The 11,913-nt window shown below is 69.7% G+C and carries 18 protein-coding genes and 1 tRNA gene; 12 read left to right on the forward strand and 7 right to left on the reverse strand.

What is annotated here, in order from left to right; all coding sequences use genetic code 11:
* Position 1 precedes the first annotated feature (1 nt).
* From ACFWY6_RS06730 to xerC, 11 genes are all read left to right on the forward strand, one after another.
* A complete protein-coding gene (locus ACFWY6_RS06730) occupies positions 2 to 379 on the forward strand; it encodes a hypothetical protein (protein WP_384687097.1) in 378 nt (125 codons plus the stop codon).
* Positions 380 to 458: 79 nt separating this feature from the next.
* Positions 459 to 638 (forward strand): pRL2-8, encoded by a 180-nt coding sequence (locus ACFWY6_RS06735; protein WP_384687099.1) that lies wholly within the window; start codon positions 459 to 461, stop codon positions 636 to 638.
* Between the two features lie 86 nt (positions 639 to 724).
* Positions 725 to 1,372, forward strand: a complete 648-nt coding sequence (locus ACFWY6_RS06740) for a DUF2637 domain-containing protein (protein ID WP_384687101.1) — start codon at positions 725 to 727, stop codon at positions 1,370 to 1,372.
* Positions 1,373 to 1,387: 15 nt separating this feature from the next.
* Positions 1,388 to 1,543: a hypothetical protein gene (locus ACFWY6_RS06745; protein WP_384687103.1), complete on the forward strand. Its 156-nt coding sequence runs from the start codon at positions 1,388 to 1,390 to the stop codon at positions 1,541 to 1,543.
* 24 nt (positions 1,544 to 1,567) lie between these two features.
* Positions 1,568 to 1,849: a hypothetical protein gene (locus ACFWY6_RS06750; protein ID WP_384687105.1), complete on the forward strand. Its 282-nt coding sequence runs from the start codon at positions 1,568 to 1,570 to the stop codon at positions 1,847 to 1,849.
* Positions 1,850 to 1,940: 91 nt separating this feature from the next.
* Entirely contained in the window at positions 1,941 to 2,135 is a 195-nt protein-coding gene (locus ACFWY6_RS06755) for a hypothetical protein (protein ID WP_384687107.1), read from the forward strand.
* Positions 2,132 to 2,356 (forward strand): hypothetical protein, encoded by a 225-nt coding sequence (locus ACFWY6_RS06760; RefSeq protein WP_384687109.1) that lies wholly within the window; start codon positions 2,132 to 2,134, stop codon positions 2,354 to 2,356. The genes ACFWY6_RS06755 and ACFWY6_RS06760 overlap by 4 nt, the downstream gene beginning before the upstream one ends.
* Positions 2,353 to 2,769, forward strand: a complete 417-nt coding sequence (locus ACFWY6_RS06765) for an ASCH domain-containing protein (RefSeq protein ID WP_384687111.1) — start codon at positions 2,353 to 2,355, stop codon at positions 2,767 to 2,769. Before ACFWY6_RS06760 ends, ACFWY6_RS06765 begins: the two co-directional genes overlap by 4 nt.
* Complete coding sequence (locus ACFWY6_RS06770; RefSeq protein ID WP_384687113.1) at positions 2,762 to 4,222, forward strand: replication initiator; 1,461 nt, start codon at positions 2,762 to 2,764, stop codon at positions 4,220 to 4,222. Before ACFWY6_RS06765 ends, ACFWY6_RS06770 begins: the two co-directional genes overlap by 8 nt.
* Positions 4,219 to 4,428, forward strand: coding sequence for an excisionase family DNA-binding protein (locus ACFWY6_RS06775; RefSeq protein WP_384687115.1), 210 nt, complete (start codon positions 4,219 to 4,221; stop codon positions 4,426 to 4,428). Before ACFWY6_RS06770 ends, ACFWY6_RS06775 begins: the two co-directional genes overlap by 4 nt.
* Complete coding sequence (gene xerC / locus ACFWY6_RS06780) at positions 4,425 to 5,654, forward strand: tyrosine recombinase XerC (protein ID WP_384687117.1); 1,230 nt, start codon at positions 4,425 to 4,427, stop codon at positions 5,652 to 5,654. The genes ACFWY6_RS06775 and xerC overlap by 4 nt, the downstream gene beginning before the upstream one ends.
* A 76-nt stretch (positions 5,655 to 5,730) precedes the next feature.
* Here xerC and ACFWY6_RS06785 read toward each other — a convergent pair.
* The 7 genes from ACFWY6_RS06785 to galU all read right to left on the reverse strand — a co-directional run bounded on the left by ACFWY6_RS06785 (position 5,731) and on the right by galU (position 11,159).
* Positions 5,731 to 5,804: transfer RNA gene (locus tag ACFWY6_RS06785), tRNA-Ala, on the reverse strand.
* A gap of 67 nt (positions 5,805 to 5,871) precedes the next feature.
* Complete coding sequence (glpR, locus tag ACFWY6_RS06790) at positions 5,872 to 7,029, reverse strand: gephyrin-like molybdotransferase receptor GlpR (RefSeq protein WP_384687119.1); 1,158 nt, start codon at positions 7,027 to 7,029, stop codon at positions 5,872 to 5,874.
* A gap of 197 nt (positions 7,030 to 7,226) precedes the next feature.
* The gene (locus ACFWY6_RS06795) at positions 7,227 to 7,850 is read right to left on the reverse strand and encodes a GNAT family N-acetyltransferase (RefSeq protein ID WP_266869747.1); all 624 of its coding nucleotides are present in this window, start codon (positions 7,848 to 7,850) and stop codon (positions 7,227 to 7,229) included.
* The gene (locus tag ACFWY6_RS06800) at positions 7,847 to 8,347 is read right to left on the reverse strand and encodes a molybdenum cofactor biosynthesis protein B (RefSeq protein WP_384687121.1); all 501 of its coding nucleotides are present in this window, start codon (positions 8,345 to 8,347) and stop codon (positions 7,847 to 7,849) included. The genes ACFWY6_RS06795 and ACFWY6_RS06800 overlap by 4 nt, the downstream gene beginning before the upstream one ends.
* A complete protein-coding gene (gene moaC / locus ACFWY6_RS06805; RefSeq protein WP_266865911.1) occupies positions 8,344 to 8,832 on the reverse strand; it encodes a cyclic pyranopterin monophosphate synthase MoaC in 489 nt (162 codons plus the stop codon). Before moaC ends, ACFWY6_RS06800 begins: the two co-directional genes overlap by 4 nt.
* A gap of 85 nt (positions 8,833 to 8,917) precedes the next feature.
* Positions 8,918 to 10,249 carry a gephyrin-like molybdotransferase Glp gene (gene glp / locus ACFWY6_RS06810; protein WP_384687123.1) on the reverse strand — a complete coding sequence of 444 codons (1,332 nt, stop codon included), beginning with the start codon at positions 10,247 to 10,249 and terminating at the stop codon, positions 8,918 to 8,920.
* 4 nt (positions 10,250 to 10,253) lie between these two features.
* Complete coding sequence (gene galU, locus ACFWY6_RS06815) at positions 10,254 to 11,159, reverse strand: UTP--glucose-1-phosphate uridylyltransferase GalU (protein ID WP_361814470.1); 906 nt, start codon at positions 11,157 to 11,159, stop codon at positions 10,254 to 10,256.
* 94 nt (positions 11,160 to 11,253) lie between these two features.
* On the opposite strand from galU, the gene ACFWY6_RS06820 reads away from it, so the two are divergent.
* The gene (locus tag ACFWY6_RS06820) at positions 11,254 to 11,865 is read left to right on the forward strand and encodes a 5-formyltetrahydrofolate cyclo-ligase (RefSeq protein WP_384687126.1); all 612 of its coding nucleotides are present in this window, start codon (positions 11,254 to 11,256) and stop codon (positions 11,863 to 11,865) included.
* Positions 11,866 to 11,913: the final 48 nt, after the last annotated feature.

Raw genomic sequence — 11,913 nt, forward strand, 5'->3', positions numbered from 1 at the left:
CATGCCCAACCATCCCGTACTCAACGAGCCGCCCACCCTGGTCGGCTACCGAACCTTGCAGGTGACCGACCTGTACATCGGTGGCGACGAGCTGTGCGCCATGGTCGTGGACGGTCACGTCCCGCCCCGGGTCGCGCTTGCTGCCGCCAACCGCTTTGCCCGCACTGTGTGGGGCTGCCTGTCCCTGCTGCGTGAATCGGCAGAAGACACCGGCTGGTTCTTCTACTCGGTGACCGCGGACGCCATCGAGTACCGCTATGCCCGCACGGTCCTGTGCCTGTCCAAGAGCTGCTGGTGCTGGGAGTACCCCGGCCATTTCGAGGACTCCTCGGATCCGTTGCCCGGTGGTCGCCCCGTCACCTACGTCCCCGTCACCTGACTGATCACCGCTGGTGCCGGGCGGCCGGACTCCACACCCCGCCCGGTATCGGCCCCAACTCACCGAAAAGGAGCACGTGATGAGCCTGCTTGGAAGCTCACCCAAGGCCGCTGAGACGTCCGTGTCCGTGCCGAAAGGCGAGTGCCCGCAGTGCTGGCGTCACGCCTACGACCCCCGGATCCACCGGGGCCTGCGGGGGGACTGCGCCGCATGCATCGACCACATGATCAACGGCTGCCCCGGCTTCAACCGGCGCTGAGCGGCTCAACGCCCAACGGGATCGGGCGGGTTGGCCTTCTGATCTCCCGCTCCGTCCCGGCCCGACTACGCGAAGGAGGTGAAGACATGTCCCGCTCGATCCGCCTCGACGCCGTGCTGGTGCAAGCTGTGATCGCCGGAGCGCTGTCCTTTGCCCACCTGCACGACATCGCCGCAGCGGCCGGACAGACCGGCTGGAAAGCCTGGGCCTACCCGATCTCGGTGGACCTGCTCCTCGTCGCCGCCTGGCGACGGCTGCGCACCGGGCAGACTCCGCGCCTGGCGTGGTTCTGGTTCGTGGTCGCCCTGATCGCATCGCTTGGTGCGAACGTTGCCACCGCGGGATTTCTCGACCTGGCCCATGTCCCGGCCTGGCTGCGGTTCCTGGTTGCCGGATGGCCCGCGCTCGCCTTCCTCGGTGGCACCCTGCTCGCTCACCACCCCGAGCGCGCACCCGAACCGGTGGCGCCGCTCCCCGACGTGTCGAGTGATCCGGCCCCCGCCGAACCCGCGGTCGAGCCGGTAGCCGAAGCGCTCAATCCTCCCAACTCCGCTCCCGCACTCCCCGCCGCTGAGCCCGTGGCGAAGGTTCCGCCCGCACTCGTGGATCGCGCCCAGAAGATCGCAGATGCCCACCGCGCCTCGACCGGTGAGCCGATCGACTCCACCACCCTGCGTACCCGCCTGGGTGTGCCCGCCCCGATGGCTGAGGCCATCACCCTCCAACTCGCCTGAAAGGACCGACCCGTCATGACCGTTCCCCTCTGGCTCGCGCTCGCGGTCGTCGGCTACCTCGGCGTCAAGCTCTTCCGCCCGCCGCTCTGGCTCGTCGCCCTGCTCCTCCTCGGTGGCTATCTGCTGTCCGACAGCTTCCTCGCCCCGCTCATCGATACCCAGGTCAAGTAACCCGCCCCGAAAGGAGATTCACCGATGTTCAAGCCCAAGTACCCCACCCCGGACACCTACCCCACGATCGCAACCGCCGCGGCCCCCGCCACTGATCACACCCCGGCCCCGGCGCCGCAGTCCGCGCCCCTGGCCCGCACGTCGGCGGCGGTCGAACTGGTCAAGAGCAACCCCGTGCTGGTCTTCGGCGGACTCGTCGTCGGCGGTCTGCTGCTGACCTCGATGTTCCTCGCCATCGCCATCACGGCGGGATCGCTCGCCCTGCTCGCCGTGGTCATCCGCTCGCTCATGAACGACCGACGCTGACCGGCCCCCGGGGCGGCCTCAACCACCAAGTCTCGTCCGCCCCGGACGGCACGGCCCCTACCCGATCAACGAACCGGAAGGAAGTCCCATCATGCCCGACCGCACTCCTGCCGCTGCCCGGATCTGCCCGGACTGCGACGGCTTCGCCACCGTTGCCATTACCCTGGGCGGCCGCAACACTGCGGGCCACCTGCGCACGGTTGCTGCCGACTGCCGGGCCTGCCGCGGCACTGGAACTCGGCCCGTACGACGTGCCGCCAACACCCCGGTGGGGGTGACGGCATGAGGGCCCTCACCACCTCGGCGCATCTTGAGCCGGACACCGGACTGCGGGTGAACGTCTTCTCCTCGTTCGTCAGCCTGCGCATCGGCACTGGACTCATCGACATCGTGCTGATGGCCAATGTCGGCACCTCAGAGGTGTTGCGCTCCCTGGCCAAGGCAGCCGAAGAAGCCGCCTGCCTCCTGGACGACATCGCCGACGGCACAGGGGAGGTTCCCCGATGACTGCCCCCGTCCGTGCCCTCACCCTGTGGCAGCCCTGGGCCTCGGCCATCGCCTATGGCACGAAGAAGGTCGAAAGCCGTACGTGGCCCACCGATTATCGCGGCCTGCTCCTCATCCATGCCGGACTCGCCCAGGACCGCCACGCCTGGAATGCCCCGCTCGCCCGGCCGTTCCTGCGTCGGCCACAGCCCAAAGGCGCCGTCGTCGCCGTGGCCCGGCTTATCGACTGCCACGCTCCCGATGGTTACTGCACTCTGTGGTCTGTGCCCGGACAGTGGCACTGGAAGCTCACCGATGTGACGCGGCTGTCCGAGCCACTGCCCTGGCCTGGCGCGCGCGGGCTGTGGACCCCGCCTGACGGACTCCTGTCAGCTCCCCTCCTCGCTGAGGCACTCGGGGTGGCCCATGACTGACACCGCGTTGGACCCCGCTGCCCTGGGTGATCTGCTGCGGGTGGCCGCGGCCCCGGACTTCGACCGCTGGCGCGAGCAGATCCGCCGCACCGGGGGCTGCGCCAACCCCATCCACCTGACCGGCTGGACCACCACCCAAGACAAGACCACCGGCCAACTGCTGCACCACACCACCAGTGATGACCAGCCCGGCGGACGGCTCCGGGTGGCCTGCGGAAACCGCCGCGCCTCCCGCTGTCAGCCCTGCTCCTACCTGTACGCCGGGGACGCCTACCGTCTCATCCGTGCGGGCCTGTGCGGCGACGACGCCATGCACATCCCCGCCGCCGTGCGTGAGCGTCCCCGCGTCTTCCTCACCTTGACCGCGCCCTCGTTCGGGCCGGTCCACAACCAGCCCGACACCGGCCGGTGCCGCTGCGGAACCCGCCACCGCGGTGATGATCCGGCCTTGGGGACCGCGCTGAACCCGAGCACCTACGACTACGCGGGGGCGGTGCTGTTCAACAACCATGCCGGGGATCTGTGGCACCGCTTCGTCAACCGCCTGCGCCGGGAGATCGCCCAACGTGCCGGACTTACCCAACGGGAGTTCGCCGACGCGGCCCGGCTCTCGTACGGCAAGGTCGCCGAATTCCAGAACCGCGGCGTCATCCACTTCCACGCCGTGATCCGCCTCGACGGACCCGAAGGCGCCGCCAGCGGGCCCCCGGCCTGGGCCACGCTCGACCTGCTGACCGACGCGATCGACGCTGCCCACAAGCATCCGTACACCGCCGTATGGGTTCACGCCGCTGGTGACCAGCCCACGCGGGATCTGCGCTGGGGCACACGGTTCGACGTCCGGCCCATCACCGCGTTCGCCACCGACGACATCAACGAAGGCAAGGTTGCCGCGTACGTCGCCAAGTACGCCACCAAAGCAGCCGAATCCACCGGCGCCACCGACCGCGCCGTGTACTGCGCCACCTGCCGGGGAACGGGTGGCTTCCCCACCATCAAGCACGCTGACGGCACCCCGGTCTACTGCCGCACCTGCGAAGGCTCCGGCATGGGACAGGACCCCGCCACCCTGCCCGTGCCCGACCACATCCGGCGCCTCATGCTGGCCTGCTCCGAACTCCAACGCGTCTACCCGAAACGGATGCTGGCCCGCTGGGCTCACATGCTCGGCTTCCGCGGCCACTTCCTGACCAAGTCACGCGCCTACTCCTCCACCTTCACCGAACGCCGACAGGTCCGCGCCGACTACCGCGCCGACCAGCAACGCCAAGCCCTCGGCCTACCCGACCCGGACACCACCCTGGTGCTCGCGCACTGGAGCTACGCCGGACACGGCCACACCCCCGGAGAATCCTGGCTCGCCGCTGGCATCGCCGAAGACATCCGCGCCAACCGCGAAACCGCACGCGAAGCCCTGCAAGACCAACCTGGACCGGAAGGAGCCGCAGCATGAGCACCGCAGTGATCCAACGGAAATGGCACACCACAGCCGAGGTCGCCGTGATGCTCGGCTACGGCCTGTCCAAGACCAAAATGCTGGTGCTCACCGGACAGATTCGCTCGATCAAGGACGGGCGTAGCCGCCGCATCCTGCCCCGCTGGGTGGATGAGTACGTCGAACGTCGCGCGCAGGAAGCCGAAGAGAGCTGGTCGGCATGAGCGGCAAGCGTGGCAACGGCGAGGGATCTATCTACCCGTACAAGAACGGCTACGCCGCTTACGTCTGGGTCACCACCCCGGCCGGTGAGCGCAAGCGCAAGTACGTCTACGGCAAGACCCGTCCCGAGGTTCACGAGAAGTGGGTCAAGCTCCATAACGAGGCCAAGAACGGCCCCATGCCGACCAGTTCACCGACCCTCGCGCAGTACCTGGCGTATTGGCTCAGGGATGTGGTGCAGCCGGATCTTAAGCCCAAGACTGCCGAGACCTACGCGATGCACGTCCGCCTGTACATCTCCCCCGGCCTGGGAGACAGGCGACTCGACAAGCTGACCGTGCGCGACGTGCGGACCTGGGTGAACAAGCTGTTGGATGAGTGCCAGTGCTGCGCTCAGGGCAAGGACGCTCGGCGGCCCGGAGACGATCAGCGCTGCTGTGCGGTCGGGGAGTGCTGCGAGCAAGTTCCGTCCCGGCGCACCGTGCAGGATGCCCGTGCCGTGCTCCGGTCTGCGCTCACCAACGCCATGCGGGAAGAGACGATCACGAAGAACGTCGCGGCGCTCGTCAAGGTCCGGTCCGGCCGGAAGCGGAAGCGCGACCCGTGGTCAGTCGAGGAAGCTCGCACGTTTCTGGAAGTCGCGCGTACAGCTGGCGATCCCCTGTACCCGGCGTATGTGCTCATCCTCGTACTCGGGTTCCGCCGCGGTGAGGTGCTGGGGCTCAACTGGAAGAGCGTGAACCTGGACGTCGGTGAGATCACCGTGGCTCATCAGTTGCAGCGCATCAATCGCCAGCTGGTGCATGACGAGACCAAGACCGAGGCCTCGACCGCCACGTTGCCGCTGCCACAGATTTGCGTCACCGCGTTGCAGCTTCGGCAGAAGACACAGGAATCGGCCAAGCAGGCTGCCGGTGAGCTGTGGGCCGGGTCGGATTTCGTGTTCACGACGCGGTACGGCACTCCGATCGAGCCGCGGAACTTCAACCGCTCGTTCGCTGACCGATCGACCAGGGCAGGTGTTCGTAAGATCCGGTTGCACGACACCCGGCACACCTGTGGATCACTGCTCGCAGCCCTCGACGTGCATCCCCGGATCGCGATGCAGATCCTCCGGCACAGCAAGATCGCAGTAACCATGGAGGTCTACACACACATCCCGTCCGACGCGACACGCAAGGCACTGCGGAAGCTCGGCAAGCATCTCGACGGCAAAGATCGGAAGTAGCCGTTGCTGTACTTCGCTGCTGTACGACGCCAAAGAGCCCCAGCCGGACGAATCCGACTGGGGCTCTGAGCTGCGGTGGACCTGTGGGGATTTGAACCCCAGACCCCCTCGATGCGAACGAGGTGCGCTACCAGACTGCGCCACAGGCCCTTGCAACGAGTGAAACTCTAGCATCCCGATCCGGGTGCTCGGAAATCCGTTCCTGGCTGGTCAGGCATCACTCGTTGGCGGCACGCGGCCGCTCGCCCTCCTCGTACTGATCGAAGAGCGGCGTGCGCCCGCGCTCGCGGGCCCTGCGGGCGGACGCGGCCCGCCGTGCGTCGCTGCGGCCACCGCCACCGTCCGCCTCATCGGCGCCGCCCGCCTCATCGGCGTACGCGTCGTCGGCACCCTCACGCCGGGCCTCATCGGCGGCACCGGCCCCCGCCGGCTCCATCGCGCTCGACCGTGCCGAGCTCCAGGCGTCGGGTGCGCCCAGGTCGACATCGCCGGTGGCGCGCGGGGCGACGGGCGCGGTCACGTACGTCGGCAGCGGCACCGGCACCGGGTCCCAGCTGTCGCCGTGCCCGGGGCGGCGCTGCCGCTCGCGCTGCTGGTCGACCCACTCGGCGTGGTCGGTCTGCTCGACCAGGGCACGGCGGTCGGCGGCAAGCGCGGAAAGACCGGTCTCCGTCTCGGGGCCTGGTCCCTCCTCCGTCGCGTCGACCACCGCGTCCGTGCCGGACGGCCGCCTGCGCGGCTGGCGTTCCCGCAGCCGCTGCGCCGCGACCTCGGCCCGGCGCCGATCCATGGTGTAGGTGAAGCGACGCCGCTCCTGGCCGCGCAGGTACACGATGTACGCGCTCAGGAGCGCGGCCGGGGCTGCGGGCGCCCACAGGAAGGCGAGCCCGCCGACCGCCGCGACGATCGCACCGAGCGTGAAGGCGACGAACAGCATCACCGTCGTACGCCGACGGCGCGCGAGCACCTTCGTACGCCGGGCACGCGCGGCAGCTTCCGCCGAGGCGGCCCGCCGGGCGGGCGACTGCGCCGGGGCCGGATCCGGGGGCTGTTGTGCAGGAGGCTGCTGCGCCGGGGGCTTCGCCTGGGGGTGCCGTGTGGCGGAGTTCGGAGGCGCGACGAAGGCCCGGACGTCCACCGAACCGGTGGCGTCGTCCGGGTCGCGCGACTCCTCCTCCTCAGGCGAGCGCGCTTGCAGGTCCTTGGCGTATCGGCGCTCCATCCCCGCCCGTCCGGACAGAAGCCGGATGGCGGTGCTGAAGCGTTCCGTCGGACGGGCTTCATTGAGCTCGTCCTGCCTACGGAGCCACATCGGCACCAAGTAGGCGGCCCAGGCCCCGACGATGACTGCGTAGATGAGGCCGCTGCTGCTCACGCCTCACACGGTAGAGGGGTTTGCGTGAGGCCATCTGCCAATTGGGCCGGTGTGTCGCACGATCTGGCTGATATCTCGAACTTTTTTTGTGACTGATGCGATCAACAGGCCACCGAGACCGTGAAATTAATGCCTCAGAGGGACCAAGTCGGGTCTCAGACGGTCGATCACCGACCAATTTCAAACACGTATTCTATTTACGCGGTGTTCCGAGGTCGTGCCTGGTGCCAGCGCCGGAGCAACCCTTCCGGTACCTCTTCGGCGGTGAGCGCGAAGACGAGATGGTCCCGCCAGGCACCGTCGATGTGGAGAAAACGTGGACGGAGCCCCTCCTCGCGGAATCCGAGTTTCTCCACGACCCGGCGACTTGGCCCGTTCTCGGGGCGAATACAGACCTCGATACGGTGCAGCCCGACCGACCGGAAGCAATGGTCCACCGCGAGCGCGACGGCGGTGGGCATCACGCCGCGGCCCGCCACCGACTGGTCGACCCAGTAGCCCACATGACCCGAGCACATCGATCCCCAGGTGATCCCGGCGACCGTCAGCTGCCCGACGAGCCGCCCCTGGTACTCGATCACGAAGGGCAGCATGCGTCCCGCCGCGGCCTCCGCGCGCAGATGGCGGACCATCTGACGGTACGTCGGGCGGTGCACGATCGGGCCGCTCGCCGTGGGCGGCGGGATGGTGGCCTCCCAGGGGCGCAGCCAGTCCCGGTTGCGCCGGTTGACCTCACGCCAGGCCCGCTGGTCGCGCATCTTTATGGGGCGGAGGGCGACGTCGCCGTCCGTGAGCTCGACGGGCCAGGAGGGGCTGTTCAGCTGGCACCCCCGGAGGGTCTGGGGTGGTCGCCACCCCGGAGCTGCTCGACGGCGTGCGTAAGCAGGGGCTCCAGGACGGCGAGGCCGTCGCGTACGCCGCCGGTGGAGCCCGGCAGGTTCACGATGAGCGTCCGGCCCGCGACTCCGGCGAGGCCCCGGGAGAGCACGGCCGTGGGGACCTTGTCCCTGCCGTACGCGCGGATCGCCTCGGGGATGCCGGGCACCTCGTAGTCGATGACGCGGCGGGTGGCCTCGGGGGTGCGGTCGGTGGGCGAGACGCCGGTGCCGCCGGTGGTGAGGATCACATCGAACCCGGCGTCCGCTCCGACGCGCAGGGCCTGCTCGACGGGGTCGCCGTCCGGGACGACCTGGGGGCCCTCTACCGCGAAGCCGAGCGCCGTCAGGCCCTCGGCGATGATCGGCCCGCCGCGGTCGGCGTAGACGCCGGCGGCGGCGCGGTTGGACGCCGTGACGACGAGGGCGCGGTAGGCCGTCATGCCCCGGCTCCTTCGCGGCTCCAGTCCCCGGACTTGCCGCCGGTCTTCTGCTCCACGCGTACGTCCGTGATGACCGCGCCCTTGTCGACGGCCTTGACCATGTCGATCACCGTGAGGGCCGCGACGGACACCGCGGTGAGGGCCTCCATCTCGACGCCCGTGCGGTCCGTCGTCTTCACCGTGGCGGCGATCTCGACGGCGTCGTCCGCCACGGAGAGGTCGAGTTTCACTCCGGAGACGGCGAGCGGGTGGCAGAGCGGGATCAGGTCCGGGGTGCGCTTGGCGCCCATGATGCCCGCGATCCGCGCGGTGGCCAGGGCGTCACCCTTGGGGACGCCCTCGCCGCGCAGCAGCTCGATCACGCGGGGGGAGACGAGGACGCGGCCGGTGGCGCGGGCGGTGCGCGCGGTCACGTCCTTCTCGGATACGTCGACCATGCGGGCGGCGCCCGCTTCGTCGATGTGCGTCAGTCGCTGCGTACTCATGTGCTGTGGCGCTCCCGGTCCTGGCTCTCCCGCGGTGCGGCGCGGGGGCCTGTGTGCGCGACACCGTACCGCGCGGACCGCCTTCTCAGCCGAGCAGGACCACCTCGACGTCGGCACCCGGCTCCACCGAAGTGGTCTTCTCCGGGACGACGATCAGCGCGTCCGCGTGGGCGAGGGCCGCCACGAGATGGGACCCGGCGCCGCCCACGGGCCGCACGGTGCCCGACTCCGCGTCGTACCGCCCGCGCAGGAATTGCCGCTTCCCCGCGGGCGAGGTCAGCGCCTTGTCGGCGGTGAGCCTGGCGCGCGTGGTGGGCCGGTGGACGTCCGGGAGGCCCATCAGGGTGCGCACGGCGGGGCGTACGAAGATCTCGAAGGAGACGTACGACGACACCGGATTGCCCGGCAGCGCGAGCAGCGGCGTGTGGTCGGGGCCGATGGAGCCGAAGCCCTGCGGCTTGCCGGGCTGCATGGCGAGCTTGCGGAACTCGATGCCGCTGCCCGCCTCGTCCTCGTCGCCGATCGAGGAGAGGGCCTCCTTCACGACGTCGTACGCGCCGACGCTGACGCCGCCCGTGGTGACGATGAGGTCGGCGCGGATCAGCTGGTCCTCGATGGTGGAGCGCAGTGTCTCGGCGTCGTCGGCGACCGCTCCCACGCGGTAGGCGATCGCTCCGGCGTCCCGCGCGGCCGCGGTGAGGGCGAAGCTGTTGGAGTCGTAGATCTGGCCCTTGCCCAACTCCTCGCCGGGCTGGATCAGTTCGCTGCCGGTGGACATGACCACCACGCGGGGGCGCGGGCGCACCGTGACCGTGCCGCGGCCGATCGCGGCGAGCAGGGCGATCTGCGGGGCGCCGAGGACCGTGCCCGCGGTCAGGGCGCGGTCGCCGGCCTGGACGTCGCTGCCTCGCGCGCGGACGTGCGCGCGTGCCTCCGCGGGGCGGTGCACGCGGACCTCTCCGGAGGCGCCGTCCGGGGCGGCGCTGTGGGCGCGCATCCCGGAGACGGGGCCTGCGCCGAGGCCTCCGTCGGTCCACTCCACGGGGACGACGGCCTCGGCGCCGGGCGGCAGCGGGGCGCCGGTCATGATGCGGGCGGCCTGTCCGGCGCCGACTTCTGGCTGCTCGCCCTGGCCCGCGGCCACGTCGCCGATGACCGTGAGGACGGCGGGGAACTCCTCGCTCGCGCCCGCGATGTCGGCGACCCGGACCGCGTACCCGTCCATGGAGCTGTTGTCGAAGGGCGGCAGCGAGACGGGCACCGTGACGTCCTCGACGAGGACGCAGCCCTGGGCGTCGAGGAGTTGGAGCTCGATGGGCTCCAAGGGGCGGACGGATCCGAGGATGTCGTCCAGGTGCTCGCTCACCGACCAGAGATGGCCCTGGCCGGTGACTTCGGTCGTCGCGCTGCTGCTCAAAGTGCTACATCTCCTCGGACACGTAACTGCGAAGCCAGGCCTGGAAGTCCGGGCCCAGGTCTTCACGTTCGCACGCGAGTCTGACAATGGCACGCAGATAGTCGCCGCGGTCGCCGGTGTCATAGCGGCGGCCCTTGAAGACCACGCCGTGCACGGGGCCGCCGACCTTCTCGTCCTCCGCGAGCTGCTGGAGCGCGTCGGTGAGCTGGATCTCGCCGCCGCGGCCCGGCTCGGTCTTGCGCAGTATGTCGAAGATGTGGGGGTCGAGGACGTAACGGCCGATGATGGCGTAGTTGCTGGGGGCGTCCGCCGCTTCGGGCTTCTCGACGAGGCCGGTGACCTTCACGACGTCGCTCTCGTCGGTGATGTCGACGGCCGCGCAGCCGTAGAGGTGGATCTGCTCCGGGGCCACCTCCATGAGGGCGATGACGCTGCCGCCGTGCCGCTCCTGGACCTCGACCATGCGGGCGAGCAGGGGGTCGCGCGGGTCGATCAGGTCGTCGCCGAGGAGCACGGCGAACGGCTCGTGGCCGACGTGCGGGGCGGCGCACAGGACGGCGTGACCGAGTCCCTTGGGGTCGCCCTGGCGTACGTAGTGCATCGTCGCGAGGTCGCTGGACTCCTGGACCTTCGCCAGTCTCGCCTCGTCGCCCTTCTTCAGAAGGGCCGACTCCAGTTCGTAGTTGCGGTCGAAGTGGTCCTCGAGGGGGCGCTTGTTGCGGCCCGTGATCATGAGGACGTCATCGAGGCCCGCCGAGGCGGCCTCCTCGACCACGTACTGGATCGCCGGCTTGTCGACGACCGGCAGCATCTCCTTCGGAGTGGCCTTGGTCGCCGGCAGGAACCGGGTGCCCAGACCTGCTGCCGGAATGACAGCCTTGCTGATCCTGGGGGGGTGAGACTCAGTCATGTCCGTAACCATAACCGGTGCGTATGTGCGGAATCTGTGGCTCCGGATAATTCGTTCTCATATGAGCGCAACTGGAAGGATTTGTGGCTACGTCATGGCAGAGACCGGCTCGGGCAAGGCAACCAAGCGCACATTGCGAGGAGAGTTCCTCGCGGTTAGAAGCCGGTTGACTAGGGATGACGCGCAGGAGGCCGCCGCGGTTCTCGCCGAGCGCGCATTGGAGTTGGCGGAGCTCGCCGGGGCGCGCACGGTCGCGGCGTACGTCTCCGTGGGGAGCGAACCGGGCACGCGCGCGCTCCTCGACGCCCTGCACGCGCGCGGGACGCGGGTCCTGCTGCCGGTGCTCCTCGCGGACAACGACCTGGACTGGGGGGCGTACGACGGCGAGGGCTCACTCGAGCGCGTACAACACGCGGGAAAGATCGAGCTGTTGGAGCCCTCGGGGACGCGCCTGGGCCCCGACGCCGTCACCGGCGCGGACGTCGTGCTGCTGCCCGGCCTAGCCGTCGACGAGCGCGGGATGCGTCTGGGGCGCGGCGGAGGGTCGTACGACAGGGTGCTTGCCCGACTTGAGCGGGCGGGGGCCGATCCGGCCCTGGTGGTGCTTCTGTACGACGCGGAGGTCGTCGCCCGTGTCCCGGCCGAGGCCCATGACAAGCCGGTGCACGCCGTGGTCACGCCGTCGGGAGTACGCCGCTTCGGCTGACCTCCCCCTGACGTGAAGGGGCCCTCCACGCGCGCGGGGAGGGCCCCG

The sequence above is a fragment of the Streptomyces sp. NPDC059037 genome, from assembly GCF_042740015.1.
In the GTDB taxonomy this organism is placed as follows: Bacteria; Actinomycetota; Actinomycetes; order Streptomycetales; family Streptomycetaceae; genus Streptomyces.

What these genes read in the sequence shown, in the direction of transcription:
- ACFWY6_RS06730 (WP_384687097.1), top strand. Translation starts at nt 2, where the DNA reads ATGCCCAACCATCCCGTACTCAACGAGCCGCCCACCCTGGTCGGCTAC.
- ACFWY6_RS06735 (WP_384687099.1), top strand. Translation starts at nt 459, where the DNA reads ATGAGCCTGCTTGGAAGCTCACCCAAGGCCGCTGAGACGTCCGTGTCC.
- ACFWY6_RS06740 (WP_384687101.1), top strand. Translation starts at nt 725, where the DNA reads ATGTCCCGCTCGATCCGCCTCGACGCCGTGCTGGTGCAAGCTGTGATC.
- ACFWY6_RS06745 (WP_384687103.1), top strand. Translation starts at nt 1,388, where the DNA reads ATGACCGTTCCCCTCTGGCTCGCGCTCGCGGTCGTCGGCTACCTCGGC.
- ACFWY6_RS06750 (WP_384687105.1), top strand. Translation starts at nt 1,568, where the DNA reads ATGTTCAAGCCCAAGTACCCCACCCCGGACACCTACCCCACGATCGCA.
- ACFWY6_RS06755 (WP_384687107.1), top strand. Translation starts at nt 1,941, where the DNA reads ATGCCCGACCGCACTCCTGCCGCTGCCCGGATCTGCCCGGACTGCGAC.
- ACFWY6_RS06760 (WP_384687109.1), top strand. Translation starts at nt 2,132, where the DNA reads ATGAGGGCCCTCACCACCTCGGCGCATCTTGAGCCGGACACCGGACTG.
- ACFWY6_RS06765 (WP_384687111.1), top strand. Translation starts at nt 2,353, where the DNA reads ATGACTGCCCCCGTCCGTGCCCTCACCCTGTGGCAGCCCTGGGCCTCG.
- ACFWY6_RS06770 (WP_384687113.1), top strand. Translation starts at nt 2,762, where the DNA reads ATGACTGACACCGCGTTGGACCCCGCTGCCCTGGGTGATCTGCTGCGG.
- ACFWY6_RS06775 (WP_384687115.1), top strand. Translation starts at nt 4,219, where the DNA reads ATGAGCACCGCAGTGATCCAACGGAAATGGCACACCACAGCCGAGGTC.
- xerC (WP_384687117.1), top strand. Translation starts at nt 4,425, where the DNA reads ATGAGCGGCAAGCGTGGCAACGGCGAGGGATCTATCTACCCGTACAAG.
- ACFWY6_RS06800 (WP_384687121.1), bottom strand. Translation starts at nt 8,347, where the DNA reads ATGACGGCCTACCGCGCCCTCGTCGTCACGGCGTCCAACCGCGCCGCC.
- moaC (WP_266865911.1), bottom strand. Translation starts at nt 8,832, where the DNA reads ATGAGTACGCAGCGACTGACGCACATCGACGAAGCGGGCGCCGCCCGC.
- galU (WP_361814470.1), bottom strand. Translation starts at nt 11,159, where the DNA reads ATGACTGAGTCTCACCCCCCCAGGATCAGCAAGGCTGTCATTCCGGCA.
- ACFWY6_RS06820 (WP_384687126.1), top strand. Translation starts at nt 11,254, where the DNA reads ATGGCAGAGACCGGCTCGGGCAAGGCAACCAAGCGCACATTGCGAGGA.